The sequence below is a fragment of the Acinetobacter sp. G11 genome, assembly GCF_049808495.1.
GTDB lineage: Bacteria > Pseudomonadota > Gammaproteobacteria > Pseudomonadales > Moraxellaceae > Acinetobacter > Acinetobacter kookii.
The window spans coordinates 1-25,985 of sequence record NZ_JBNCAT010000031.1; the positions used below are offsets into that span (position 1 = coordinate 1).

General features: G+C 41.3%; 24 protein-coding genes and 1 rRNA gene. 22 read left to right on the forward strand and 3 right to left on the reverse strand.

The window, feature by feature from the left end:
* The 8 genes from rrf to hisC all read left to right on the forward strand — a co-directional run.
* Positions 1-104: ribosomal RNA gene (gene rrf, locus ACPUEY_RS11195) — 5S ribosomal RNA — on the forward strand; the annotation flags it as partial.
* Between the two features lie 333 nt (positions 105-437).
* A complete protein-coding gene (locus tag ACPUEY_RS11200; protein WP_261183069.1) occupies positions 438-1,892 on the forward strand; it encodes an RNA polymerase factor sigma-54 in 1,455 nt (484 codons plus the stop codon).
* 173 nt (positions 1,893-2,065) lie between these two features.
* Positions 2,066-2,398: a ribosome hibernation-promoting factor, HPF/YfiA family gene (hpf, locus tag ACPUEY_RS11205; RefSeq protein WP_131274693.1), complete on the forward strand. Its 333-nt coding sequence runs from the start codon at positions 2,066-2,068 to the stop codon at positions 2,396-2,398.
* Positions 2,399-2,535: 137 nt separating this feature from the next.
* Entirely contained in the window at positions 2,536-2,787 is a 252-nt protein-coding gene (gene ibaG, locus ACPUEY_RS11210) for a BolA family iron metabolism protein IbaG (RefSeq protein WP_004650949.1), read from the forward strand.
* A 6-nt stretch (positions 2,788-2,793) separates the two neighbouring features.
* Positions 2,794-4,050 (forward strand): UDP-N-acetylglucosamine 1-carboxyvinyltransferase, encoded by a 1,257-nt coding sequence (murA, locus tag ACPUEY_RS11215; RefSeq protein ID WP_092818930.1) that lies wholly within the window; start codon positions 2,794-2,796, stop codon positions 4,048-4,050.
* Positions 4,050-4,745, forward strand: coding sequence for an ATP phosphoribosyltransferase (gene hisG / locus ACPUEY_RS11220; protein ID WP_086194235.1), 696 nt, complete (start codon positions 4,050-4,052; stop codon positions 4,743-4,745). Before murA ends, hisG begins: the two co-directional genes overlap by 1 nt.
* Positions 4,746-4,940: 195 nt before the next feature.
* Entirely contained in the window at positions 4,941-6,245 is a 1,305-nt protein-coding gene (hisD, locus tag ACPUEY_RS11225; protein WP_425122132.1) for a histidinol dehydrogenase, read from the forward strand.
* Positions 6,246-6,495: 250 nt separating this feature from the next.
* A complete protein-coding gene (gene hisC / locus ACPUEY_RS11230; protein WP_425122133.1) occupies positions 6,496-7,587 on the forward strand; it encodes a histidinol-phosphate transaminase in 1,092 nt (363 codons plus the stop codon).
* A gap of 102 nt (positions 7,588-7,689) precedes the next feature.
* Here the strand turns inward: hisC and ACPUEY_RS11235 are convergent, their stop codons facing one another.
* Positions 7,690-9,042 (reverse strand): anthranilate synthase component I family protein, encoded by a 1,353-nt coding sequence (locus tag ACPUEY_RS11235; RefSeq protein WP_425122134.1) that lies wholly within the window; start codon positions 9,040-9,042, stop codon positions 7,690-7,692.
* A 257-nt stretch (positions 9,043-9,299) separates the two neighbouring features.
* Between ACPUEY_RS11235 and ACPUEY_RS11240 the strand changes: the two genes are divergently transcribed.
* The 6 genes from ACPUEY_RS11240 to ACPUEY_RS11265 all read left to right on the forward strand — a co-directional run bounded on the left by ACPUEY_RS11240 (position 9,300) and on the right by ACPUEY_RS11265 (position 17,472).
* Positions 9,300-10,301, forward strand: coding sequence for a DUF6160 family protein (locus ACPUEY_RS11240; protein ID WP_425122135.1), 1,002 nt, complete (start codon positions 9,300-9,302; stop codon positions 10,299-10,301).
* 196 nt (positions 10,302-10,497) lie between these two features.
* Positions 10,498-11,337 carry a C39 family peptidase gene (locus tag ACPUEY_RS11245; RefSeq protein ID WP_092818925.1) on the forward strand — a complete coding sequence of 280 codons (840 nt, stop codon included), beginning with the start codon at positions 10,498-10,500 and terminating at the stop codon, positions 11,335-11,337.
* A gap of 46 nt (positions 11,338-11,383) precedes the next feature.
* On the forward strand, positions 11,384-12,616 hold the full coding sequence (locus tag ACPUEY_RS11250) for a hypothetical protein (RefSeq protein ID WP_425122137.1): 1,233 nt from the start codon (positions 11,384-11,386) through the stop codon (positions 12,614-12,616).
* Between the two features lie 12 nt (positions 12,617-12,628).
* Positions 12,629-14,293, forward strand: coding sequence for an OmpP1/FadL family transporter (locus ACPUEY_RS11255; protein ID WP_131274676.1), 1,665 nt, complete (start codon positions 12,629-12,631; stop codon positions 14,291-14,293).
* Positions 14,294-14,307: 14 nt separating this feature from the next.
* The gene (gene filE / locus ACPUEY_RS11260) at positions 14,308-15,492 is read left to right on the forward strand and encodes a putative pilus assembly protein FilE (RefSeq protein WP_425122155.1); all 1,185 of its coding nucleotides are present in this window, start codon (positions 14,308-14,310) and stop codon (positions 15,490-15,492) included.
* A gap of 21 nt (positions 15,493-15,513) precedes the next feature.
* Entirely contained in the window at positions 15,514-17,472 is a 1,959-nt protein-coding gene (locus ACPUEY_RS11265; RefSeq protein ID WP_425122138.1) for a hypothetical protein, read from the forward strand.
* A 390-nt stretch (positions 17,473-17,862) separates the two neighbouring features.
* On the opposite strand, the gene ACPUEY_RS11270 is transcribed toward ACPUEY_RS11265, so the two are convergent.
* Complete coding sequence (locus tag ACPUEY_RS11270) at positions 17,863-18,411, reverse strand: NUDIX hydrolase (RefSeq protein ID WP_131274701.1); 549 nt, start codon at positions 18,409-18,411, stop codon at positions 17,863-17,865.
* 125 nt (positions 18,412-18,536) lie between these two features.
* On the opposite strand from ACPUEY_RS11270, the gene ACPUEY_RS11275 reads away from it, so the two are divergent.
* From ACPUEY_RS11275 to fghA, 7 genes are all read left to right on the forward strand, one after another.
* Positions 18,537-19,154, forward strand: a complete 618-nt coding sequence (locus ACPUEY_RS11275) for an NUDIX hydrolase (RefSeq protein ID WP_131274671.1) — start codon at positions 18,537-18,539, stop codon at positions 19,152-19,154.
* 13 nt (positions 19,155-19,167) lie between these two features.
* Entirely contained in the window at positions 19,168-19,698 is a 531-nt protein-coding gene (locus tag ACPUEY_RS11280) for a gamma carbonic anhydrase family protein (protein WP_425122139.1), read from the forward strand.
* A gap of 131 nt (positions 19,699-19,829) precedes the next feature.
* The gene (gene tsaB / locus ACPUEY_RS11285; protein ID WP_425122141.1) at positions 19,830-20,495 is read left to right on the forward strand and encodes a tRNA (adenosine(37)-N6)-threonylcarbamoyltransferase complex dimerization subunit type 1 TsaB; all 666 of its coding nucleotides are present in this window, start codon (positions 19,830-19,832) and stop codon (positions 20,493-20,495) included.
* Positions 20,496-20,507: 12 nt separating this feature from the next.
* A complete protein-coding gene (locus ACPUEY_RS11290; protein ID WP_425122142.1) occupies positions 20,508-21,332 on the forward strand; it encodes an undecaprenyl-diphosphate phosphatase in 825 nt (274 codons plus the stop codon).
* Complete coding sequence (locus tag ACPUEY_RS11295) at positions 21,326-22,144, forward strand: class I SAM-dependent methyltransferase (RefSeq protein ID WP_425122143.1); 819 nt, start codon at positions 21,326-21,328, stop codon at positions 22,142-22,144. Before ACPUEY_RS11290 ends, ACPUEY_RS11295 begins: the two co-directional genes overlap by 7 nt.
* Before the next feature lie 123 nt (positions 22,145-22,267).
* On the forward strand, positions 22,268-23,680 hold the full coding sequence (locus ACPUEY_RS11300) for a C13 family peptidase (protein ID WP_425122145.1): 1,413 nt from the start codon (positions 22,268-22,270) through the stop codon (positions 23,678-23,680).
* Between the two features lie 11 nt (positions 23,681-23,691).
* Complete coding sequence (fghA, locus tag ACPUEY_RS11305; protein ID WP_425122146.1) at positions 23,692-24,528, forward strand: S-formylglutathione hydrolase; 837 nt, start codon at positions 23,692-23,694, stop codon at positions 24,526-24,528.
* A 39-nt stretch (positions 24,529-24,567) separates the two neighbouring features.
* Here the strand turns inward: fghA and ACPUEY_RS11310 are convergent, their stop codons facing one another.
* Complete coding sequence (locus ACPUEY_RS11310; protein ID WP_425122147.1) at positions 24,568-24,843, reverse strand: DUF2218 domain-containing protein; 276 nt, start codon at positions 24,841-24,843, stop codon at positions 24,568-24,570.
* 192 nt (positions 24,844-25,035) lie between these two features.
* On the opposite strand from ACPUEY_RS11310, the gene rpe reads away from it, so the two are divergent.
* Positions 25,036-25,722 (forward strand): ribulose-phosphate 3-epimerase, encoded by a 687-nt coding sequence (gene rpe, locus ACPUEY_RS11315; protein WP_425122148.1) that lies wholly within the window; start codon positions 25,036-25,038, stop codon positions 25,720-25,722.
* The last annotated feature ends 263 nt before the right edge of the window (positions 25,723-25,985 follow it).

Genomic DNA, 25,985 nt, shown 5'->3' on the forward strand with positions numbered 1-25,985 from the left:
TAGCAAGAGTGAACCACCTGATCCCTTCCCGAACTCAGAAGTGAAACCTCTTAGCGCTGATGGTAGTGTGGGATTACCCATGTGAGAGTAAGTCATCGCCAGCTCATTATTACAAAAGCCCCTGCATAAGCAGAGGGCTTTTTTTATGTGGGGAATTTTTAAAACCTCAAGATCATTATTGAATTGATGAATGAAATCAGATTCTTTAACTGAATTGATTTGGGTGATATTTATAAAGTTGGATTTTATCTTTTAAGTAAATTATTAATTTATAAAAGTATTTATCATTAATTTTTTATATTTTATCGAAAATATGACTAAAAAATCCGTAAATTTGTATATTTTTTATATGTATCTATGATATAAAAATTAAAACGGCACAAAAATTGCTTGTAAGGCGTGCTTTTATAAATAGCAGTTAAAAAGAGTAGGATAGTATGAAGTTATCGGTTGGATTAAAAGTTGCAAACTCCTTGTCACTGACACCGCAGTTACAACAAGCCATTCGTTTGCTTCAACTTTCTAGCCTTGAGCTAGAGCAAGAAATCCAAATTCAACTTGATAGTAACCCCTTATTGGAAAAAGTAGAAGAGCAATCTTCGATTGAAAGCCTATCTGTCTTACAAGATCAAGAACGTGACAGTAAAGATTTAACTAATGAGCTGAATGCAAACCATCTTCCGGATGATCTACCTGTGGATACTGATTGGGATGATGTCTATACCCATCAACCGACCAGTTTGGGTTCCCCTGAATATGAAGAACGAGAAGACAATCGCCAAGGACATTTGGGTTTAAAAGAGCATGTACTCGAGCAGATTAATTTATTGCATTTTTCTGCTGTAGATCGCCTCATCGCGCACTGTATTGTTGATTCTTTAGATGAAAAAGGTTTTTTAGATGCTGAAATTGCCGAAATCACGGCATCTGTGCAGCATTTATTGGAAACGATGGATTATGAGGATGAGGTGGAAGATGATGAAGTTCTTGTTGTCTTAAAACATATTCAACATCTGGACCCTCCAGGTGTGGCATCGCGTAATCTGGCAGAATGTTTATTGGTGCAACTCGAAAGTTTACCTGTACATCAAGCCTATCGTTGTGAAGCTATAAAATTGTTAAATCATTATGAGTTACTCATTTCAAATGAATTGCCGAAATTGGTTAAACAAACCGGTTTGAATCCTGAGCAATTAAAATGTGCAGTTGATCTGTTAAAGACCTTAAAAGCCTATCCGGGACTGGAGTTTGAAGAAAAAGACTCTGATTATCAGATTCCCGATGTGGTGGTCATGAAAAAGAATGATCATTGGCAGGTGCAGTTAAATCCGGATGTGATGCCTAAATTAAGGATTAATTCTTTTTATGCCAGTATGATTAAACGTGCTGATCAAAGTAACGACAATCAATATTTACGCAATCAAATGCTAGATGCCAAAAATTTTATTAAAAGTGTCGATGAGCGTCATAAAACCTTATTAAAAGTGGCCACCTGTATTGTAGAACATCAAAAAATGTTTTTGGAAATTGGTGCGGAAGGGATGAAACCTTTAGTGCTGCGCGATATTGCAGAAGAGGTGGAATTGCATGAGTCTACTGTCTCACGTGTAACGACCAACAAATTTATGCTGACACCGCGGGGTTTGTTTGAACTGAAATATTTCTTCTCCAGTCATGTAGCCACGACTTCTGGCGGAGAAGCATCTTCCATTGCAATTCGCGCAAAGATTAAAAAGTTAATTTCCGAAGAGAATCCACGCAAGCCTTTATCTGACAATATTATTGCCAATTTGTTAAAACAAGATGGTATTGATGTAGCACGCCGGACAGTTGCTAAATATCGAGAGTCGTTACATATTCCTTCATCTTCTGAACGAAAAGTCTTGATCTAATTTTAAAAATCTGATTATTCTAGGGATTCATTATGACAACATAATGAATCTTTTTTTCTTTTAAAGGTGTGGTTGAAATGATTTAAAGTGTGAATTGCAGAATTCTGAGTTCTTTCAGTAGATCGTTTCGGCTATGACTTTAACTAATCCTAAAGAAGGTGAGGGATAGAATTATGCAAATAACAATTCGTGGTCATCACTTAACTATCACCCCTGCAATTGAAGATAATATCCGATTAAAATTTGCTGAAATGACCAAACATTTGGACCAGGTCAATAGTATGCAGGTAAAATTGACCAAAGATCATCAAGTGGACAAACGTTCAAGAAAAGGAAGTTTAAATCATATAGCTGAAGCGATTATTCGTGTACCGGGGGCAGAATTGTTTGCACAGGCAACAGCTGATGATATGTATACATCAATAAAAAAATTAACAGAAAAACTGAAAAGACAGTTGCATAAGCATAGAAAAATGCAGGTTGCATCTCCATCTTTAATGGCATAGTTCGGTTTTTGAACAAAAAGAGGTTTTTTATGACCTCTTTTTTTATATATTAAATGTTATAGCTTAATGATTTATTTTTCATATTTATAGTAAAATGGCAGGTTTTTACACCGTTGGTCCTATAAGAGGTCTTTGTGATGAATAGTGAACAGCTCACTGAAATTTTAAAAGCTGCTTTTCCAGAGGCTGAAGTTGCAGTTAGTGGGCAAGGCGGGAAATTTGATCTTCGCATTGTAGACGAACAATTTGAAGGCAAACGTCCGGTGGCACGCCAACAGACAGTTTATGCTCCGTTAAATTCATATATTGCCAGCGGTGAAGTACATGCGGTAACTATTCGCGCAATGACCAAAGAAGAATGGCGTAAAGCAAGCTTATTCGGAGCTTAGAACTAGATGGATAAATTTTTAATTCAGGGCGGTGTTAAGCTCGAAGGTGAAGTGCGTATTTCGGGTGCAAAAAATGCAGCACTTCCATTGCTTGCTGCAATGATTCTCCCTGAAACTCCCACCACATTAACCAATGTTCCAAATCTTAAGGATGTGAACACGTTGGTAAAACTGATTGCTGGTTTGGGTGTTCAAATTTCTTATGAAGGCGATACTGTTAAAGCAGATACGTCTACATTAGATAATCAGTTTGCTCCATATGAACTGGTCAAAACCATGCGTGCATCAATTTTGGTGCTTGGTCCATTATTGGCGCGCTATGGCAGTGCAAAAGTATCTCTTCCTGGTGGATGTGCCATTGGTTCACGCCCAGTCGATCAACATTTAAAAGCATTAGAAGCTTTGGGTGCTGAAATTGAAGTTGAAGCTGGTTATGTCCATGCCAAAGTTGATGGTCGTCTTAAAGGTGGCGAAGTTGTCTTTGATATGGTGACTGTGGGTGGTACGGAAAATATTTTGATGGCAGCGGTATTGGCCGATGGTATCACTACAATCCGTAATGCCGCACGTGAACCTGAAATTACCGATCTTGCACAAATGCTGATTAAAATGGGTGCAAAAATCGAAGGTTTGGATACCGACACTTTAGTCGTTACAGGTGTTGAGCATTTACATGGCTGTGAATATGCAGTGGTTGCGGACCGTATTGAAACAGGTTCGTATCTGGCTGCTGCAGCAATTACCGGTGGTAAAGTCAAAACCACGCATACCGATCCAGCACTACTTGAAGCAGTTTTAGACAAATTTGAAGAAATGGGTGCAGAAGTGACCCGTGGCGATGACTGGATTGAACTGGATATGATGGGGAAACGTCCGAAAGCCGTAAGCTTCCAGACGTTGCCGCATCCAGAATTCCCAACCGATATGCAAGCCCAGATTATGGCGGTCAACGCGATTGGTCGTGGCTTTGCGACAATTTCTGAAACGATTTTTGAAAACCGTTTTATGCATGTACCTGAATTGGCACGTATGGGCGCAAATATTCAGGTTGAAGGTAATGATGCAGTGGTTACAGGTGTGGAAAAACTTTCAGCCGCTCCTGTAATGGCGACAGATTTACGTGCTTCTTTCTCTTTGGTTCTGGCTGCGTTGGCTGCTGAAGGTGAAACCCTGATTGACCGTATTTATCATATTGACCGCGGTTATGAAGATGTTGAAGCGAAGTTACAAGGTTTAGGTGCCCAAATTAAGCGAGTAAGTTAATGAGCGATATGAGAAACGATGATCCAAACTTTGACGTTATGGGCAATTTTGATCATGGTTTAACTTTAGCATTAAGTAAGGGACGTATTTTAAAAGAAACTTTACCTCTGCTAGAAACAGCAGGAATTAATTTACTGGAAGATCCGGATAAATCCCGTAAATTGATTTTCCCAACTACCCATAAACAGGTGCGTATTTTAATTTTACGCGCTTCTGATGTACCGACCTATGTGGAAAATGGTGCAGCGGATTTGGGTGTTGCGGGTAAAGACGTGCTGATGGAGCATGGTGCGCAAAACGTCTATGAACCACTCGACTTGAAAATTGCCAACTGTAAACTCATGACAGCAGGCAAAGTGGGTATGGAACGTCCGAAAGGCCGTTTAAAAATCGCTACCAAATATGTGAATCTTACACGTCAATACTATGCCAGCCTGGGCGAGCAAGTCGATGTCATCAAGCTTTACGGTTCGATGGAACTTGCGCCACTGGTGGGTTTAGGTGATTACATTGTTGATGTGGTCGATACGGGTAATACCCTGCGTGCCAATGGTTTAGAGCCTTTGGAAGAAATCTGCAAAGTCTCTTCTCGCTTGATTGTAAATAAAGCAAGTTTCAAGCGTAAGCAAACTTTATTGAACCCGATTCTGGCACAGCTTGAAAAGGCAGTGGAAGAACGCGAAAGCAAAAAATAAGTTTTTGCATCTCAATATGAAAAACCGTCATTTTGTGGCGGTTTTTTTATGCCTGTTTTTACTATCCCTAGCTAAACCCAGATTTATTCGATAATTCACAAAGTAATTTCCTATGAAACTGTGTGAATAGATGTGTGATTGATACCCACAAAGTTTGGGAAACAAGGTAAACTAAACTTTTCCAATTCAAACCTTGTGGGTAAATTGATGCGACGTTTATCGACTCAAGATCAAAGCTTTAAACAGGCCTTTGCAGACTTGTTGGCTTTTGAGACAGTTAGTGATCCTGAACTTTTAAAAACCGTAGACCAAATCATTGCTGATGTACGTCAGCATGGTGATGCTCATGTTCTTAAACTCACTCAACAGTTCGATCGACATCCAGCGCATCAATTTTCTGATCTAGAACTTACTCAAGAACAACTCAAAGCGGCTTTTGAAGGTTTAACGACAGAAGTTCGTCAAGCTTTGGAGTTGGCTGCAAACCGTATTCGTGAATTCCATCAGGCACAAAAGCAGGATGGCTGGACCTATGTTGATGCTTTGGGAAATACCTTAGGGCAAAAAATTACCCCGCTGGATCGAGTCGGTATTTATGTGCCGGGTGGTTTAGCATCGTATCCCTCTTCTGTATTGATGAATGCCGTTCCTGCACATGTGGCGGGTGTGCCAGAAATTATCATGGTGGTTCCGGCGCCGAATGGTGAACTCAATCCATTGGTATTGGCAGCGGCATATCTGGCTGGTGTGCATCGTGTATTTACCATTGGTGGGGCACAAGCAGTTGCCGCATTGGCTTATGGAACGGAAACGATTCCCCCTGTCGATAAAATTACCGGCCCAGGTAACCGTTTTGTGGCAGCAGCTAAACGTGCTGTATTTGGCCAGGTTGGTATCGACATGATTGCAGGGCCGTCTGAAATTCTGGTATATGCAGAAGGTCAGAATAATCCGAAATGGCTGGCAATGGATTTATTGTCACAAGCTGAGCATGATACGGTTGCCCAAGCAGTTTTCATCACACCCGATGAACAGCTTTTAAACGACGTTGAACAGGCGATTGAAGAACATCTGGCTGCTTTGCCAAAAGCTGAAATTGCCCGTACTTCAATTGCGAACCGTGGGGCTTTGGTTTTGGTGAAAGATCGTCAAGAAGCGATTGACCTCATCAACCAGGTCGCGCCAGAACATTTAGAGCTTTGCTTGGACGAAGCTGAAGAAATGTCAGAAAGCATCCGCCATGCCGGTGCAATCTTCATGGGGCGTTATACGCCTGAAGCCATTGGTGATTATTGCGCGGGTCCAAACCATGTGTTGCCGACATCAGGCACAGCGCGTTTCTCATCACCGCTTGGCGTATATGATTTTCAGAAGCGTTCAAGTCTGATTATGTGCTCGCAAGAAGGCGTGAAAACTTTAGCGAAAACAGCCGATATCTTGGCGCAACAGGAAAATCTGGATGCCCATGCACGCTCAGCACGTTATCGTTATCACGATTAACCTCTCCCTAACCCTCTCCTGAAAGGAGAGGGGGTGTCATCTAATTTAAACTAATGAAATTTATATGGTTTTAATAGAATGGCAAATATGGAAAAATTGAAATATTGATTAAATTTATTTACCAATGAAAAGTTCCTCTCTCTATGGGAGAGGTTAGGAGAGGGTAAAATAGACTTTCTCCTAGCGATAAATATTTTCTCGATAGTTTTTTAAAGAGGGAATTTTGGTAAATAGCGAATGAGAAAATAAAATGTCGACCATCACCACAGAACAAATGCGTTTTTGGAGTCCTGAAGTACGTGAACTCGAACCTTACGTACCAGGTGAACAACCCAAAATCCAAAACCTATTAAAACTCAATACCAATGAAAATCCCTATCCGCCATCACCAAAAGTGGTAGAAGCGGTTCAGGCGGTATTGGCAAATTCGGCAGATGTGCTACGTTTATATCCAGACCCGGATGCATCCGCTTTAAAACAGGCCATTGCCAAACAGCAACATGTTGACGTGAGTCATGTGTTTGTCGGTAATGGTTCTGATGAAGTGTTGGCGCACATCTTCAAGGCATTTTTTGTCCAGGAATTGCCAATCCTGTATCCGGACATTACTTACAGTTTTTATCCGGTTTATAGTCAGTTCTTTGGGGTAAAAACCAAAGTTTTGCCATTGAATGATGATTTTGAAATTGTGGTGGATGATTATAAACAGCCTAATGGCGGGATTATCATTACCAATCCGAATGCGCCGACCAGTATCGCACTTGGTTTGTCTGCCATTGAAGAGGTTCTTCAGGCCAATCCCGATTCAGTGGTTGTCATTGATGAAGCTTATGTCGATTTTGGCGCTGAATCTGCGGTTGCATTGGTTGAGAAATACGATAACTTGGTGGTTTGCCAAACGACTTCTAAATCACGCTCCTTAGCAGGCTTACGTGTCGGTTTTGCCATTGCGCAGCCACATCTCATCGCTGCCCTTGAAGCGGTGAAAAACAGTTTTAACTCCTATCCGATCGATAGTTTTGCGATTGCGGCGGCTGTAGCATCTTTTGAAGATCAGGAATACTTCGAAGCGCAAAATGAGAAAGTGATTGCAAGCCGTGAAAAGTTGGTTACTCAACTGACTGAACTTGGCTTTAAAGTCTTGCCATCGAGTGCAAACTTTATTTTTGCCTCACTGTCATCAAAAGATGCAGGTGAATTGGCTGCTGAATTACGTGAACGTGGCATCATCGTACGTTATTTCAATAAGCCGCGTATCAACCAGTTCCTGCGTATTACTATCGGTACGGACGAGCAAAACCAGCGTTTAGTGGATACATTGAAAAACGATATTCTGGCTTAATCTCCCCAAATCCCTCTTTTGTAAAGAGGAGATTTCCTCCCTTTACTAAAGGGAGGTTAGGAGGGATTTTAAAAAAGCGATTCAATAGAATCGCTTTTTTAATTATGCAGGTGTGTACCAAGTGTTGAGCAAATTCAGCATGGCTTCGACTTTATCAAAACATTCCTGATACTCAGCATCGCAATCTGATGCAATGGTGATACCGCCACCCGCCCAGACAGAAACATCATCCTGATATTTTTGAATCGAGCGAATCAGAATATTCCATGAACCTGTGCCATCAAAATTAAAATAACCCATCGAACCGCAGTAGGCTCCACGTGGAGCACCTTCAAGCTCCTCTATAATTTGCATGGCACGAATTTTGGGTGCGCCAGTGATCGAACCACCTGGCAGAGCAGACATGAGCACATGAAAAGGATTGATATCTTCCCTTAAAGTGGCAGTGACTTCACTAACCATATGGTGAACTTGATTAAATGACTCAATTTCAAAAAGTTTTGGTGTTTTCACCGATCCTGTTTCAGCGTATACACTCAAATCATTACGCAGTAAATCTACAATCATTACATTTTCGGCTTGGTCTTTTTTAGAGTGAATTAGGCTTTGCTTGGATTGTTCATCGAGTGCAGCATCTTGATATCGCGGCATCGTGCCTTTAATTGGTTTTGTGGTGATTTTCCGGTTTGTTTCAAATTCGATAAACAGTTCGGGAGAACAGCTGAGTAATTCAAAATCATCAATTTTGACATAACCCGAGTAAGGTGCATCTGTCAGTTGCCAAAATGCGTCTGCTGTATCGAGTAATAAACCTTGTGCTTTGGCGGTAAATTCTTGAGTTAAATTAATCTGATAACAGTCACCTGCCCGAATGTAATCTTGAACCTGTTTAAAGGCATTCACATACTGTTTTTTATTCCAGCGTGGAATACAAGGTTGTGTAAGCGTAAATGATTGATTTTCTTTAATGAGGCTATTTTTGTTTTGTAAGGCATTTTGAAGCATCTGAAAAATCGCTTCAGCATCATGCTCATGGCTAAAAAAAGTCCAACCCTGATCGGTCAGTTTAATATAGCTGCAATAAATGCCCAAAAATAAAGAGGGCTGGTTTTTGGATTGAATGTTGACCTGTTGCTGGGCCGCTTCATCATAACTGATAAAGCCGATTAAACCGCCATTGAAGTCGGAAGGATGGTTTTGCAAACCCTGTTTAAAAAAATTATTTAAATCAATTAGTTCATTTTTCTGCTGATATTGGTTCAACGATATTCTGGTAAATTTCTGAATTTTTTTATTGTGCACCAGCATATATTCAGAGGCTAAAAAAGCAATGACAGGTTGCTTTACATTTTTTAAGTAAACCACATGGTTAAGATGTGATAGGCATAAAAGAATTTCAGTAGGATTAAGCTGTTGTTTGGTCAGCAATTTTTGAAAAAAAACAGGCTTATTCATACGATGTGACTTTAAAAATTCGATACATAGATGAGCTATTCTATAACATTGTTGGTGCATAAAAACTGTAAATACCGTTTATCGGTAACATGCAGATTGCGACCAACAGCAGTTGAACAAAAAATGACAGCCATATAATTTAACTAGGGCAAACCAGCTGCTCAAGGAAAGCCTCACTATTGTCAAAAAATAAAAAACAATCAGTGAAATCGAGTAGTTAACAATCAAAAAAAATAATACTCTTGGGAGAGTACGAAATGAAAAAATTTACTAAACTTGCTTTAGTTTCTTCATTAGCAATCAGCGCAAACGCGATGGCAATGCAAGCAATGGATGATGCTTCATTGGGTGCTACTACTGGTCAAGATGGTTTAAGCATTGGGATCGGTATTTCAAAAATCGAAATTGAAAAGCTATTCATTCACGATAACGATGGTTTGGGTGGCACTAAAGATGCAACAACAGGTATTGCTCCAAATGCCGCTGCAATTGTTATTAAAGGAAATGGTACGGGTGTTACAGCAACTAAGGGTATCGTCATTGGTGCAAACTATGATAACGGGCCTGCTGGTGAAGCGGGATTTTATTTGCTACCAACACGTAACTTAGCAGATCTAGTAATTGATAGTGATAAAGGTGCAGGTGGTGGTAACACAGCATATATTAATATTGCAGCGCAAGTTTCAGGCTTAGATATTAATATTGGTGAAATTGGTGTAACAGGTTCTGGTACAAATACTCCTGCAACTAACATTCGTCGCGGTGGTGATGATGCTAACTACAATGCAATCTTAAGTGGTTTGTCTGTTAAAACTGGTAAAATGACTGCCAATATTCAACTGGGTGCAGCTCCTCAAGGTGCGATGATTAAATTGAATACCACAATGGTAGGTGGTCTTGAAATTAAGAATCTAGGTATTTTGGATAATTCAACTAAAACGGGTACAGGTGATGGTACTGTAGGTAACCGTAAAGCTGGTGAAATCTTTGTTGAGAGCATCAAGGTTGCAGATGCAGGCACTAAAGATTTGACACTTAATCAATCTATCAGTGTGATTGGTGAAGAAGACACTAGTAAAGGTTATGTTCGTATTATAAGCACAAGTGGCGCGCATGATAATTATGTTAAAGGTATCCATTTGGGTAGCAAGACCGCTGCTTCTATTGGTGATGTAGAAGTTCAAGGTATGCAAACTTACTTCAGCCCATCAGCAGGTGTTTATACGCCAGGTGCAATCATTACAATTCGCGGTCACTAAGTTTCCGTGGCAAAAAGCGCGTGTTTACACGCGCTTTTTTTTACAAAAATAATGTGAAATTTTTCAAAAAGACTAAAAAAAAGCTGTCTTTTTTTATAAAAAAGGTTATCTTCCTTTTACATGGATGTAGAGTATAAGCTCTAAAAAAATAATGAACAAAGGCACGTCATGCCGATAACTAGAAAAGTTAAAAGATATGTTAGAGATCGCGTTAGGCTCGGCATTGATGTATTACGCTGCCAAAGAAGCCTTTGAAATTAAGAAAAAGCCAGCGGAAGCTGTGTATTACACTGAAACCTTAGATTCTCGCCACGATTCATTCACTCGAATGCATAGAGAACCCGTACTCATTAAACCTGCTGTAGAAGATCAATTTAGGGGTATTGTCCGTCAAGCCTATGATTATAGTTGTGGATCAGCTGCATTAACGACCTTGTTGAATGGTTATGTTGATGTTGGTGTAAACATGACAGAACAACAAGTCATGAATGGTTTACTTAAATTTGGTGAAACCGAGAAAATTGTTGAACGCCGCAGTTTTTCTCTTTTAGATATGAAACGCTTTGTTGGGGCAATCGGTTTTGAAAGCGGGGGATACAAAGGCGAATTTTCCGATTTGGTTCAGCAAGGTCAACCAGCAATTGTTCCGATTTCCTATGCAGGTTTTAAGCATTTTGTAGTGTTTAAAGCATATAAAAATGGGCGTGTGTATGTGGCTGACCCTGCACTGGGTAATATCAGTTTTGATGAAACACGTTTTAAAGATATCTGGGAAAACAACACCCTGTTTTTAATTAATGTTGCCCCTGAAAAAAGAAAAAATTTATTGGCACTTCAGGATACAGACTTACGACACGTCGAAGATGCAACGGTGAATCGCTATGCATTCGTTGACATTCAATATCCGCAGTTCTATATGGATAAAATTGCAGATAAAGCCTCAACAATTCGTTTAGACAAGAATTTAAATGAAGACTCAGAAAAATTCGGTGAATCTACATATAATTTTTTACGTCTTTATTACAAAAGTAAATAAAGTATAAAAGTAGCGGATTAAAAAAATAAAAATGGTGGGATGGAATATGAATCGTAAATGGATGAACAAAACTTTATTGGCTTTGAGTGTTCAAATGGCAATAGGGGTGGCATATGCCGCAGAGGAACCTGCACTTGGAGAATATGAGGTTGTAGATCAACAGGAAACTGCAGTTGAATCTACAGCGTCACAGTCTACAGATGCGCAAGCAGTAGCAGCGGTAGATGCAGGAGAACAGTCAGCACTCGGTGAGTATGAGGCAGTTGATGAACAAGTGGATGAGTCAACAGCAACCCCATCTGCCGATAGTAGTACAGTAGCGCAGCCACAACCTGTTAATGCAAATGAACAAGCTTCTTCTGCCTTGCAGCAGCAAGAAGGGGATGCAAGTAAAGAAGCAAACCTGCAAGAAGTTTTCACTTCAAATGAAAGACAATATTCATTAATTAAAAAAGGTGAAATTTCATCTTATTATGATATTGATTATACTTATTATCGTGATACACAGATTGATGCTGAAATGGCGAGTGGTCAACTGTATCAACTTCGTGTTCAAGAAAATGCAACTCACTCTGTTACCAATACGTTTACAGCGCAGTATGGCATTTTAGATAATTTGACCTTCACGGCTTCACTACCTTTAGTCGCTAAAACAGATTTATTAAAAGATACCTCTGCAGCAGGTCTAGGCGATATTTCCTTTGGTGCACGTTGGGAACCTTTCCCACTAAAAGCTGGCAGGTTACCACTGATCTTATTCGGTAATATTTCTACTAAAACGGGTGACAGCCCTTATGAAGTGAATGCCACAGATGATTTAGCAACAGGTAAAGGTTATTACTCTGCAGGGATTGGTGCGAGTACACGTAAATATATCGATCCAGTGGTTTTGTTTGCTTCTGTATCTGCAAACTATGGCTTTAAAGAAACTGGTTTAAATCAGCGTCGTGGTATACGGGTACTGGAGGAGTTTGAACCTGGGATTAGTGGGGGTTTTGCCTTAGGTTTTGCTTATTCATTTAACTATGATGTGTCTATGACCATGTCATACCAGCAAAGCTTTAATACCGGTTCAGAATTTACCTATAGTTCGGGTGAAAGCTATTCTCCGGCTGATCAGACCAGTTCTACTTTAGCAATTTCACTCGGTGTGCGTGTTTCACCAGAGACCATTGTTAACGGAACTGTGGGCATAGGCTTAACAGAAGATGCACCAGATGTATCGTTAGGTTTGTCATTCCCACTTGATATTTTAGGTTTCGGTAAGAAACTTCGCTAAGAGGGCAGTCGTATGTACAAGATTCGACTTCGCCCGTTAGCCGCAGCAATTATCGTTTCGGGCTGTTCAAGTGCAACTTTTGCTCAATTAGGGACCAACTTATCGGTTGATGTCAGATCATTGAGTATGGGGAATGCAGTTACTGCAGACCCTCCTGGCATTAGTGCTATTCATTTTAACCCGGCAGCCTTGACAAAAATTGAAGGTCTACAAACCGATGTTCAGGGTATTCTGGCTAACTTTGATATCAAAAGAGAGTTCGAAGTCCCTGCAGGATATAACGTATTTGGCTATTCAGATGACCCGATGGTGTGTAATGATGGGCCAGAGGTTTCTTCCGATTTATGTACAGACTTTAAAGGCACCATAAATGGGGATGTCGAATACGTCAGTCTATACGTCCCCGTACTAAAAAAAATGGTGGATCTGGGTGAAGGGCTGCCTATGGCTGCGCCTACAGCGGGGATTGCTTACAATCCACCCGGTTCAAAAACAACTTTTGCAACGGCAATGTATGCACCTTTAGTTGCCGGTTTTGGTGCGGAAAATGGCAATCCTGCGAATTATATGGGGCAACAGGTTGCTCTGGAAAGGATTACCTATTTATCTCCTTCTATAGCCTATGAAGTGAATGATGAGTTATCCGTCGGTGCTTCTGTGGGTATGTCATACCAGGCCATTGGTTTAAAAACGGATTTGCGTTTTCCTAACGAATTAATTGGTATGTTGCGAATGATTGATGAAGTCGTTTGTACACCTTTTAAAGAAAACTCGGACATTATTACCGACATTCTGTTGTTAGGCATATGTAATGCCCAAGAAGGCATGAATCCATTTGGCCGGTTTGGGCAAATGCAACTTGCTTTGGAGCAATCACTTAGCCCAAGTTATAACCTTGGTGTGCTGTGGGAGCCAACTGACGATTTTAGCTTTGGTATGGTATATCAAAGTGCTGCAAAAATGCGTTTGAAAGGTAAATACCATATTGATAACGCAAACGCGCCACGTGAGCTGATCAATGGTTTAATGTCATCTCCTACAGGTCAAATTCTTGCTGCAATTTTGGGCTTTCCTAATAATATTCCTGCAAGTGAGTCAGGTCTGGTTTCAATGGATTTTGAATACCCAGCCCATTTTCAAGCAGGGATAAAATATAAGCTTTTACCCGATTTACAAGTCAACTTTGATGTAGGCTGGACGGACTATAAAGCCTGGGACAAGTTTAGATTTGAATTTGACCGACAAATTTCTGCTCTAAAAATTGCTAAGTTGCTTTCTGAAAACGTGAGTGATAGTTCTCTCGCATTACCGCTGGAATTTACTTCACCTTGGAATTTTGGTATTGGTCTGGAATATTCCGCAACGGATCGTTTGAAATTACGTGCTGGCTATGAACCACGTACCAGTGCAATTCCTGATAATAAGCGAAATACCATGGTGCCGATTAACAATGCACAATTGTTTGGTCTTGGGGTAGGTTATCGTTTTGATGCAGATACTGATTTAGATTTATCGATTGGCTTTCTGCGTAGTAAAGACAATATTCCTGCAAATACAAGTAGTTTAGCAAACCAGACAGGGGTAAATAATCTTTTATTAAATCCATATGCAGGTTTAAACGTAAAAACAGATACCAAGATTACGATTTTAGGATTGAACTATAGAACAAGATGGTAAGCGAATTGAAAAAAATGAAAGGGAATTCATTGGTGAAATCGGTACTTGCACTTTGTATAGTGCAAGTGTCTTTTTCATATGCGGGCGAGTTTTACACGATTATTGGACCAGATGGCCGGCCGATGATCGTGCAGCAAAAATTTCCGCCTAAAAATCAATCAGCAGAAGTGAGTAAATCTTCCTCAATAGAGATGAGAGTTCAAGAAACTCAATCCCATTCCCCGAATAGTCAGCCTGAAGTTAAGGCCGCTGCAACTCAAATTTCAACATCATCGCAAATAAAAGAGGAAGATAAAACAGTAGTTCAAAAGGCCCCAACAAAAGTTTCTACCCATGCCGATGCAGCTAAAATACCGCAAAGCACTTATGTAGCGCCTAAAGCCGAGAAAAAGGAAAAAGTAGTATCCCAGCCTTCCTCCCAGTCTAAAAAAATGGAAGAAGCTACACCTCTGGCGAGCATGCCTCCTGCTCAAGAACCAAAAGAAATTAAAAATACGGAAAATTATGTAACGATTGATGGCACGCAATATATAAAAAATGAATACCTGGAAGACAAGGAATTTAATCTGGAAGGAAAGAAGCGTTTTTATGCTATGCCCGAAGGCATCATTGATGCCAAGCATGGAGCGACACGTTTACAAATGGTCGAACGTGAAAAAGGGGTAAGTAAATCCCTGCTGCAATCCTTTTTTAAAAAGAATCAAAAACAGGATAGTGGTCCCATTACATTGTCATCCCGCTATTATCGGGTTTCCCAGGCGGATGTTGTTGCAAGTTTAGGTCAACAATGTATTCAGGATAAAAAAATTAAAAATGCCAAAACTGTCAGTTTGGATAAAGAAGTCAATGTTTGGCCACGGGCACCCTTAAAAGAACAATTTGATTTTGAAATTGTGAAAGTTTCCAATGCCATTAAGAATGTTCAAATTAGTTCTTATGCCTCACGACAACAAAATCCGACCTTTTATTGGCCATTTGTGGTTTTTCTGGATACCCAGGGGTGTGTACTGGAAGGTGCTGGAGGCTTTAAAAATCATGAGGCTACAGCTTCTTTTACCTTGCATGAAAAAATTGAAGGAATCGTTCATATTCCTTCCACAACCCAATATATATTATTAACCCCTTTAGCCAGTGCGATAGATGTAGATAACAAAGCACTCACCAATAAGGGTCAATTAAAATTGATAGCAATTCGCTAAGGATATAAGAAGAGAATTAGGATGAAAAATAAATATTTACTCCCGTTTGCCCTCACCACATTGATGGCGGCTTTAAGTGGTTGTGGTGGCGAAAGTGCCAATGTTATTCCTGAAGTTTATGAAGGTAGTACAACGAATGGAACGTGTACGATTGGTTCTACGGGATGTCTTGGATTTGCACTGGATTATCCATTAAGTGGATTAAATTTTACCTGTAGTAGTGATACCAAAAATAGCTTCGTGACCACTTTTGATGCAAAAGACGGGGCAGCAACAGGGGCATGTAAGGTCGGTGATAAAATTACCTTCTTCATTAAGGGGGAAAAAGATAAGCAAATTAATTTGGGAACGCTAGACCTCAATAAAATTGCCAAGGTCAGTACCTCGCAATTACCTCGCTTGACTATTTTAGACATTGCCTCGGGTATGACCAATACACCGGCTAGGTCTCTGGATGCCAATGATAGCACTGTGAAAGTAGCTATGCGTTTGGCAAAAATATTACAGGCACTTGCGCTGCAAAACGGTGGAATTGCTGATCCGACCGATATTCAAGCTTTATATATTACTGATCAAATGCGTGTAGATCTGGAGAGAATTAGCCAGTCAATTTCTCAAGATGCTTTTGTAAATACCGCAGATGCAGACTTTGAATTACTGATCAAACCTTGGCTCAATATTTCAAATATAACCAATGAGCAGGCATTTTCGACTGTCAGCATGTTGATGAATATTTCGAATGCGGGAGTATATCAACCTGAATTTTCACTATTCTCAACCTCTGGAGTAGTTAGCAGTTTAAGCGGTTCAGATGGTTTGGTCGGTTGTAATAAAGAGACGTGTAATACGCAGGATAGTTCAACGCAGCATCTCTTTGGACATTTCATGTTGATTACAGACCGTGACGGTTATACCTTTGGCAGTGGTATGCAATGGCGTGGTCCAGGAGTCAGTGATACTTCGACGGTAGGTGGATTAAATACCAAATTGCTGACCACCACCCGACCTATTCGGATGACGGCGAATGCACAAGATCATTGGATTAACCCGGTGACGAAGAAAATCGATCGAAATTTTGATTTTCAGGTCGATCAAGTCATTACACCTTTAAGTATTTATCAGGGCACTTTATATAATGATTATATGATTGCCGGCAAAGAACAATTCTATAAGTTGCTTACCGGCAAAACAGAAGTCACTGCAGCTGATAAGCTGGATTTTGGTCTATGGACGCAGACCATTGGCAGCGAAAATTTTAAGGGTACACTCGATTTATATAAAACCTTTCCTATTACTTATCTAGATAAAAGGGTCTTTAAATCCGTTAATAATGCGAAATCTGGCGAAGCTTATATTTTCCCGATGTATGCAAATCTGACCTTTAAATTTACCGATACCAGTGTGAATAACGTTGTACTGGGAATAGTCATTGATGAAAAGGGTAACATTCGAACCAATATGAAACCTGGATCTACTGAAGATGATATGAGTACCGCTTTAGATGTGGAATTGCCTTCAGGAAAAACCGCTTGTGAGACCACCGGCTTTAATTCATCCACTTATATAGACCAGAACGGAGTTCAACAATACCGTATTGGTACAGTTTCTCGTGCTTTTACCAATGACAAAAATATTTCTTTGCGTATGGTATTGGCAAACGCAAACTTGAAAAAAGTAGACGGTGCTTTAGTCGGAATGAATACTAACATCAAGACTTCCAGCACTGGAGAAAGTATTGTGGTGGGTGGAGCATTACTGAATGTAACTAATCTTTTAAATCTTACCTCGGGTAAAGCAGATGTCACATTTAAAGATTCTGAAGTAGAGGAAGTAAAATGGGCAAGTACATTATCAAGTTTCCAAAAAGTTTATAATGCGAATAATTCCACACATACTTCACAAGATAAGGAAATAGCAAAATTAATCGGAGGTACATTAACTTTTGCTTTAGCTCCATGTTATACGGTCAAAATTAAATAAATTGAACAATACATAACAGATAAAGCCCATCACATGATGTAATGCCAGTCAGTTAAGAAATTGACTGGCATTTTCTTTTTTAAATTCATGACTATATTTGATATGTGAGAAAGTCATCCGCAACTGTTTGAGGCCGGACGACATTAAAAAATAATTGTTTCTGCGACAAATTTGCTAGTTGATGGTAGCTGACGAGTTTTGCGGATGACAAATGCCTTTGGTTACTTTGGGCGAAACCAAAGTAACAAATGAACTGAAACAGTTTGATTTAAAACGGCAAGACTCCGCCATGAATTACCAAAAAATTAAAGAGTCTATTTCTAAACTCCTTAACTGATCAGCATTAATCACATGAGGAACTTTTTATTGAATTGCAAATCTAGAGGATTTTTAACCGGTATGATCCAAACGGGTACCTAAGGTTTCTAAATGCATAGTGAAGGAAGCGGTTTTACGGTCTTCAAAATAATGTCTTAAGGTTCGTTCTACGCTAGGAAAAGCCAGTTCAGACCAGGGAATTTCATGTTCTTCAAATAGACGGGATTCAATGGTTTCCTCACCAGCACCGAATACGCCATTGACGAGATTGGCCTTGAACAGAACATAAATTTGTCCAATTCGGGGGATGTTGTACATACAGTAGAGCTGTTCGATTTCAACTTCAGCTTCGGCTTCTTCCCGGGTTTCTCTGGCAGCGCCTTGTTCCATGGTCTCAAACAGTTCCATGTAACCTGCAGGCAGGGTCCATAAGCCATAACGGGGTTCAATGGCACGGCGGCACAGCAAAACCTTATTTTCCCAAAGCACGAGTGCACCGCAAATGACTTTGGGATTGACGTAATGAATATTGCCGCAATCTGTACAAACACGGCGTAATTGATGGTCGCCGAGTGGAATTTTTTCCGTTGTTTTATGTCCGCAAATTACACAGAAATTCATATTCATCGTCAATGATCAAGGTGTTGATCAGCATAACTGAAAAATCCAACTTTGGCATCATTTCTATCCTTTGGAATAAAAATTCAGCTATGATGAAATAAAGCAAGAGGCAGGAGCAGTAGCCCATGGATGACTACTCATTAATACAATTATTACAGCACAGGTTACGCTTTTCTACACGTGTAAAGCCTGCTCAGGCTGCTGTACTGATTGCCATTACCGATGAGTCCGATCCCAAGGTTTTGCTTACGCGCCGTTCTTTATACTTATCCAATCATGCCGGGGAGGTTTCTTTTCCGGGCGGCAAAAGAGATCCGCAAGATACCAGTAATATTGTGGTGGCTTTGCGCGAAGCCTATGAAGAAACCGCGCTGAATCCCTTTGATGTGCAACTGATTGGCGATTTGCCCATGCAAAAAGCCCGCAATGGCATGCTGGTCAAACCTGTGGTTGGACTGATTCCGCCTGAAGTGCAGCTTACTCCTCAACCTGCTGAAATTGATCGAATCTTTTTTGCCTCACTTCATAGTTTAATGAATGCACCTCCGATTCCCTATGAAGTACGTTATGCACATCAGTCTTTGTATTTTCCCAGCATGCGTGTGGAGAATGAAATTGTCTGGGGCTTGACTGCACGGATGCTGGTATCCCTGTTTCAGTATGGTTTGGATTACCAAAAGGAATGGCCATTTTTATTAAATTCGCCCGCTTTTCATAGCAACAAGATTAAATACGGTAAATAAGGAACTTCACCCCATGATCTATAAATTTAAGGGATATACACCTCAAGCAACACATCAACCTTGGGATGGCTGGGTTGCGGATAATGCGACCGTCATTGGCCAGGTAGAAATGGGCAAGCAGGTCAGTGTCTGGTTTGGTGCGGTCATCCGGGGAGATAATAGCAAGATCAAACTGGGGGATTTTACCAATGTGCAGGAAAATGCCGTTTTACATACCGATGCCGGAATTGAGATGTATATCGGCAGTTATGTGACGATTGGGCATCAAGCGATGCTGCATGGCTGTACCGTTGGCGATAACACGCTGATTGGCATTAACAGCGTGATTTTAAACCATGCTGTCATCGGTAAAAACTGTATCATTGGCGCCAATGCCTTAATTCCTGAAGGTAAAGTCATTCCGGACAATTCTGTGGTGATGGGTTCGCCGGGGAAAATCGTCAAAACGCTGGATGAGGCGGCTGAAGCCAAATTAAAAATGAGTGCCTTGCACTACGCGGAACATTTCAAGAATTTTCAGCAGTTAGAGTCAGTTGAACTGTGATTTGAAACGAAATATTCAGCCAGGCCAGAGCTTGGCTTTTTTGTATCCTGCAGATGGAAAATCTCGCCTCGCACGCATGAGTGGAGTATGATATCCGACGTTTTTTATATTTAAATGAATTAAGGTTGTGCATGAAGTTGCTGGCATTGGAAACTGCCAATGAGCAGTGTTCCGTTTCTATTGTAGATGACACTCAAGAATTATTTTTTCAATTAGATGCGCGAGCAAAAGCACAAACGCAAACGATTCTCCCAATGATCGAACAGGCTTTTACCCAGCTTGGATTGTCTGCTGCTGACTTAACTGCAATTGCATTTAGCCGTGGTCCCGGTTCATTTAGCGGGGTACGTATTAATGCGGCCGTGACTCAGGCCCTGGCATGGGCCAATGATCTGCCAGTTGTTCCTGTTTCAACCTTACAAGCCCTGGCACAGGCAGCATATCGTGTGGCGGGTTTAACCGCAGTGACCGCAGTGCTGGATGCGCGTATGAATGAGGTCTATATTGCGAGTTTTCAGCTGGATCAGCAGGGCATTATGCAGGCTGTGGATACAGAGCAACTGTTAAATTATAGCGCTGCCGGTCAGGCCGTCAAATTTGAACTGGTCGGTTCGGGTTCAGCTTTAATTAAGCCTGAACAAATACAATACAAAGACTTAAGTGCAACGGCGCAAGATATTGCGACCATTGCACGCGCGCATGCGGAGCAAAAGCATTGGGTGAGTGCTGAACAGGCATTACCGGTGTATTTACGTGACAATGCCTGGAAAAAAATTCCAGAACAAGGCAAATCATAATCAGGGTTTTCTATGGATCTTTTACTGCTGCTGAAAGCGGCAATTATGGGTATCGTTGAAGGTATTACCGAATTTTTACCAATTTCAAGTACCGGACATTTAATTCTCGCTTCAGAACTCATGAATTTCTGGACCAAAGAAAAGAGCGATGTATTTGTGATCGCCATTCAAATGGGTGCAATTGCAGCGGTGATTTATGAATACTGGACGCGTCTTTGGGGCGCAGCGACAGGCATGTTTACCGGTGAGGCCAAAGGTCGTCATCTTGGTTTTAGCCTGATCATGGCTTCTATTCCAATTGTGCTGGTTGGCCTGACCTTTGGACAGGCAGTAAAAGATCTGCTGTTTAATGACATTGCCGTGGCGATTGGCCTGATTGTCGGTGGTTTCATTATTATGTGGATTGAAAAGCATCCGCCTAAAGTGAACGCTGAAGAAGTCGAGAACATCAGCTATAAAGAAGCAATCTGGATCGGTTTAATTCAGGTGCTGTCTCTCATTCCGGGGACATCACGTTCAGGGGCAACCATTATTGGTGCTATGTTCCTGGGTATTTCACGTAAGGCTGCCACAGAATTTTCATTTTTTCTTGGAATTCCGGTGATTGTCGGTGCTGGTCTGCTCGATCTTTATCAAAGTTATGATGTCATGCAGACCACGGAAGACTGGACCGTTTTAGCTGTCGGTCTGATCGTTTCCTTTGTTTCGGCCTTGATTTTAATTCGTGTTTTAGTGGCGTATGTGGCAAAACGTGATTTTATGGTTTTTGCCTGGTATCGCATTGCTTCCGGTCTTTTAATCTTACTTTTTGCATTTACAGGCTGGAAATTATGGTAAGCGAACTCCGCTTATTTGTAGAACAGGAATTTCAACAGAAAGCACAGCAGTATTCTGCTGTGCTTTCTTCTCGTGGAGTCAGGGTAAAGCTTGAAATTATTGAAAAGCTGAATGCCCGATTTTTGCGTTTAAATCCTGAACTGGCCTTATGTGCAGATGCGTCGGGTCTGTGGTTGTGTGCCAATGGCATGAAGATGCAGCCCGACTGGCAAGCCGAAGTGCCGCGTTTAAAACGCTCATCGTTAAAATCCGAAATGATTGCACGGGCGTGTAACCTGGGTGAAAAGCCCACATTAATCGATGCGACTGCCGGTTTAGGCCATGACAGTTTGTTGATGGCACATTTGGGAGCTGACGTCACCTTGGTTGAGCGGCATCCGATCTTGTTTACCTTGCTGGAAGACAGCAAAAACCATGCGCAAAATGATGCGTTTCTCAGCCCGGTAGTGGCACGAATTCATCTGGTTTTCTCTGATTCTGCCGACTATTTAAGGCAGCAGGCTGAACAGAAGCAGGTGGTGGATGTGGTTTATCTTGATCCGATGTTTCCCCAGCGCGACCAGAACCAGCAAGCCATTAAAAAACAGGCACAAGTGAAAAAGCAGATGCAGCTACTCCATATGCTCTTGCCTGAAGATGGGGAAATGGATCTGGGCGACCACCTGTTAACTCTGGCACAACAAGTGGCAAAGCGGGTGGTGGTGAAGCGGCCACGTCTGGCTGTCTATTTGGCCAACCTGGAACCGGATCATCAATGGCAAGGAGATGCCTGTCGTTTTGATGCCTACTTTCAGCATGATCTTCTAGACTAGTTGGGTAATTGCTTCAATAATGTGCATTAATTTGTTATATAGTTCCAAAGCAGCATTGATAAAAATTCCATCAAGCATAAACTTAGACTGTGAATCCGCGAGCTAAAGCCCCCCGAAAATCTTATGATCGACTTTAAACCCTCCATCAATTTTTGGCATGATTTTAAAAGCAACCAAACTGCTGGGATGTGGCTTTTTCTGGGTTCGCGCCGATCTTTGCAAATTGTTCGGCCATCGATTCTGCAACTGATTTTCTGGGGAATTTTAGGCGGCTGTGCCAACAGTTTATTCAGTTGGCTCAGTGCGGAGGAGATGGGGGAGTTTAACCCGCAAGGCCTGATCAGTTATGCGTTGTGGCCTTTTATTGCACTCATCGTCGGTATTTTTCTTTCCCAGCGGATCAATAATCCTCGTCTCATGCTGGTACCTGCCTTGTTGTGGCTGGTACTGGATACCCATATTGCCTTATTGCAAAGCCTGATCCAGTATCTGGGCTATATCGATGTCTTGCCCTACCTGTTCTATGACTATTTGCCGACCATCTTCATGGTGCTGTTCGTCTGGCAGAGTCTGGCTGTAGTATGGGTGTTTTCACGTGAACTGAAATGGCCGTGGTGGGAGCGGGCACTGATTGTTGCTGCGACACTTTTCACCCTTGTAGTCTGGCAAATGTCGGTGAAAAGTCAACCGATCTGGAAGGTTGAAGAGACACCACCCACATTTGCTGAAGATGCTTTTTATGCCCAAAGCCGTATCTTGAGCAAGTCGATTGAATCGATCCAGTATGGTGAATTCGCCCAGTCGCACTGGTACTTTTTGGGCGTTGCCGGTGCAGGTTATCAAGATGTCTTTAAGTCGGAAGTTGAACGGATTAAAGAACAGTTTGATACCCGTTTTGGGACTTTTGGCCGTTCCATGGTGCTGATTAATAATCCTGAAACCCGAACTCAAATCCCGATTGCTTCGCGCACCAGCATGGAAATAGCCTTGCGCCGTATCGGGCAGCAAATGAATAAAGAAAGTGATGTGTTATTTTTATACATGACTTCACATGGTTTGCCGAATCAGTTTGAAATGGAAAATGATCCGATCGATTTAAATGATGTCGATCCTAAATGGCTTAAGGAGACTCTGGACAAATCCGGTATCCGTTGGCGGGTCATTGTCATTTCCGCCTGTTATTCAGGGAGTTTTGTTCCCGCTTTGCAGGATGATAATACTTTAATCATTACCGCCTCTGCGGCTGACCGGGCATCTTTTGGCTGTTCGAATGAAGCGGATTATACTTATTTTGGGCGGGCTTTTTTTGATCAGGCCATGCGCGAGCAGATGTCTATCAAAGATGCTTTTGAGCAGACCCAAAAAACGGTGGCACAATGGGAAACCGCACAAGGATTTGAAGCTTCTGAACCGCAATGGTCGATTGGCAAGAATATGGAATTTATGTTGCCGCAACTCGAGCAACGCTTATTTCCCGCTACAACCCAGACAGATATGAAAATAGAAACCCCACCATTAAGTGTGGCAGCACAATAAGGAAAAGAACAATGGAATTAATCCAAGCGAATCGATGCTTTGATGGGGAACAGCGAATTTATGCTTTTAATTCCAAAAGTTTAAAAGGGCAGGCAAAATTTGGAGTTTTCTTGCCGCATCAGGCTTTAACCGGTCAACCCTGTGCAGTCCTGTTTTATTTGGCCGGTCTGACCTGTACTGAAGAAACTTTTGCAATTAAAGCACATGCGCAACGCTTGGCAGCCCAGCTGGGTTTGATCCTGATTAGTCCGGATACCTCACCCCGAGGCGAACAGGTCGCAACAGGGGATTCATGGGATATTGGTCAAGGTGCAGGCTTTTATATTAATGCGACTCAGGCACCGTGGGCTGAGCATTATCAAATGGAAAGCTTTATTGCCGATGAACTTTATGAGGTAGTGAAGCAAAACTTTCCAGTGCAAGCGGATGCTATAGGGATCTTCGGGCATTCCATGGGTGGGCATGGTGCGCTGACACTTGCATTTAAATACCCGGAAAAATTTAAATCGGTATCTGCTTTTGCGCCGATTTGCGCACCAAGCCAATGTCCTTGGGGCGAGAAAGCTTTTTCAAATTATTTAGGTGCAGATCAGTCGGAATGGAAAAAGCATGATGCCACAGCTTTAGTTCAGTCCAAAGGTGCCTTGTTTCAAGAGATTCTGATTGATCAGGGTGCTAAGGATCAGTTCTATAGTCAACTGAATCCGGCCTTATTTAAACAGGCGTGTGAGCAAGCAGGACAGTCCCTAACCTTACGTGAACATGCCGGCTATGATCATGGTTATTACTTTATTCAGACCTTTATGGATGACCATCTGCAATTCCATGCGGTACAACTCGAAACCTGATTATTAATTCAAAAAAGGGAGAATTCAATTCTCCCTTACTTATTGATGTTGCCATATAGCAGTGAATTCTTGCTGTGCCATTCGGCTTAAATGGTCCAGCACCACTTTTTCCAGTCTGCTTGAGTCTTCTAATGAACTGTCAATCGAAACCAGCAATACTGCTGATTGTGGCATCAGCTTAACCGTCGCATCCGGCATAAAAATACTGAAACTGCCTTCAGTTTCAGAGACTTCAAATTTATGTTTCCAGTGATTGAGTAATCGTTTGGCGATACGGGCTGCTTCTGACGTGATAATTTGTGTATTACTTTTCATTCTCATTTACCTTGTGTACTTAGGTCAAAATAGCAGATTTTAAAAATAGCGAAAGTTAAATCATGCAACGTAACGTTTCAGATTTAAAATGAATGCGATTAAATCGCAACAGATGTAGATTGAATCACAGCACTAAGATGCAATTTGTTATAATGTGAAAAATCAATTCAAATGCATAGCCAGGTTCTCTCCATGTCCAAGCCATATTTAATTGCACCTTCCATTTTATCTGCCGACTTTGCCCGTTTGGGGGAAGAGGTTGAAAACGTGCTTGCTGCAGGTGCAGATGTCGTACATTTTGATGTCATGGATAACCACTATGTTCCTAACCTGACTTTTGGTGCCGGGGTATGCAAGGCATTAAAAAAATACGGGATTCAGGCACTCATTGATGTGCATCTGATGGTGTCGCCGGTAGATCGCATGATTGGTGATTTCCTGGAAGCGGGTGCTGACATTATTACTTTCCACCCGGAAGCAACGGATCATATTGACCGTTCTTTACAGTTAATCAAATCTGGCGGTGCCAAAGCAGGCCTGGTGTTTAATCCGGCCACGCCATTGCATTACCTGGACTATGTACTGGACAAAGTCGATCAGGTTTTGTTGATGAGCGTCAACCCGGGCTTTGGCGGTCAGAAATTTATTCCCATGACTTTGGAGAAGCTTCGTCAGGCACGCAAGATCATTGATGCCTCTGGCCGTGACATTCGTTTGGAAGTGGATGGTGGGGTGACACCGGCCAATATTCGCGAAATTGCTGAAGCTGGGGCAGATATGTTTGTTGCCGGTTCTGCCATTTTTGGCAAGCCGGATTATAAAGCTGTCATTGATGAAATGCGTTCGGAACTGGCAAAAGTAGGTTCAGTTAATCTCTAATAATCTACAATTAATTATTGCTAAGTTGTGGATAACTTTATGGATAACCATATGGATATCTGTGTAGATAACTGTATGGATAACTTGATTAGTTTATAAACAATTGTAGATCAATAGTTTAATAATTAGACATTAAATGTATAAAAAGGACTCAATTGAGTCCTTTTTTAGTTTGTTAAGCTATTAAAAAATATGATGCTTTATTCATCTATGCTTAAAAATAGCACTGTTTAAAAAATAACTTTATTGTTTAAGTTGGCATT

Excerpts from the sequence above, each read along its gene's own strand:
- ACPUEY_RS11280 (WP_425122139.1), top strand. The coding sequence starts at position 19,168 with ATGATCTATAAATTTAAGGGATATACACCTCAAGCAACACATCAACCT.
- hisC (WP_425122133.1), top strand. The coding sequence starts at position 6,496 with ATGTCGACCATCACCACAGAACAAATGCGTTTTTGGAGTCCTGAAGTA.
- ACPUEY_RS11300 (WP_425122145.1), top strand. The coding sequence starts at position 22,268 with ATGATCGACTTTAAACCCTCCATCAATTTTTGGCATGATTTTAAAAGC.
- hpf (WP_131274693.1), top strand. The coding sequence starts at position 2,066 with ATGCAAATAACAATTCGTGGTCATCACTTAACTATCACCCCTGCAATT.
- ACPUEY_RS11295 (WP_425122143.1), top strand. The coding sequence starts at position 21,326 with ATGGTAAGCGAACTCCGCTTATTTGTAGAACAGGAATTTCAACAGAAA.
- ibaG (WP_004650949.1), top strand. The coding sequence starts at position 2,536 with ATGAATAGTGAACAGCTCACTGAAATTTTAAAAGCTGCTTTTCCAGAG.
- ACPUEY_RS11245 (WP_092818925.1), top strand. The coding sequence starts at position 10,498 with ATGTTAGAGATCGCGTTAGGCTCGGCATTGATGTATTACGCTGCCAAA.
- tsaB (WP_425122141.1), top strand. The coding sequence starts at position 19,830 with ATGAAGTTGCTGGCATTGGAAACTGCCAATGAGCAGTGTTCCGTTTCT.
- ACPUEY_RS11310 (WP_425122147.1), bottom strand. The coding sequence starts at position 24,843 with ATGAAAAGTAATACACAAATTATCACGTCAGAAGCAGCCCGTATCGCC.
- fghA (WP_425122146.1), top strand. The coding sequence starts at position 23,692 with ATGGAATTAATCCAAGCGAATCGATGCTTTGATGGGGAACAGCGAATT.
- ACPUEY_RS11265 (WP_425122138.1), top strand. The coding sequence starts at position 15,514 with ATGAAAAATAAATATTTACTCCCGTTTGCCCTCACCACATTGATGGCG.
- ACPUEY_RS11290 (WP_425122142.1), top strand. The coding sequence starts at position 20,508 with ATGGATCTTTTACTGCTGCTGAAAGCGGCAATTATGGGTATCGTTGAA.
- murA (WP_092818930.1), top strand. The coding sequence starts at position 2,794 with ATGGATAAATTTTTAATTCAGGGCGGTGTTAAGCTCGAAGGTGAAGTG.
- ACPUEY_RS11270 (WP_131274701.1), bottom strand. The coding sequence starts at position 18,411 with ATGAATTTCTGTGTAATTTGCGGACATAAAACAACGGAAAAAATTCCA.
- filE (WP_425122155.1), top strand. The coding sequence starts at position 14,308 with ATGAAAGGGAATTCATTGGTGAAATCGGTACTTGCACTTTGTATAGTG.
- ACPUEY_RS11240 (WP_425122135.1), top strand. The coding sequence starts at position 9,300 with ATGAAAAAATTTACTAAACTTGCTTTAGTTTCTTCATTAGCAATCAGC.
- hisG (WP_086194235.1), top strand. The coding sequence starts at position 4,050 with ATGAGCGATATGAGAAACGATGATCCAAACTTTGACGTTATGGGCAAT.
- ACPUEY_RS11200 (WP_261183069.1), top strand. The coding sequence starts at position 438 with ATGAAGTTATCGGTTGGATTAAAAGTTGCAAACTCCTTGTCACTGACA.
- ACPUEY_RS11275 (WP_131274671.1), top strand. The coding sequence starts at position 18,537 with ATGGATGACTACTCATTAATACAATTATTACAGCACAGGTTACGCTTT.
- ACPUEY_RS11255 (WP_131274676.1), top strand. The coding sequence starts at position 12,629 with ATGTACAAGATTCGACTTCGCCCGTTAGCCGCAGCAATTATCGTTTCG.
- ACPUEY_RS11235 (WP_425122134.1), bottom strand. The coding sequence starts at position 9,042 with ATGAATAAGCCTGTTTTTTTTCAAAAATTGCTGACCAAACAACAGCTT.
- rpe (WP_425122148.1), top strand. The coding sequence starts at position 25,036 with ATGTCCAAGCCATATTTAATTGCACCTTCCATTTTATCTGCCGACTTT.
- ACPUEY_RS11250 (WP_425122137.1), top strand. The coding sequence starts at position 11,384 with ATGAATCGTAAATGGATGAACAAAACTTTATTGGCTTTGAGTGTTCAA.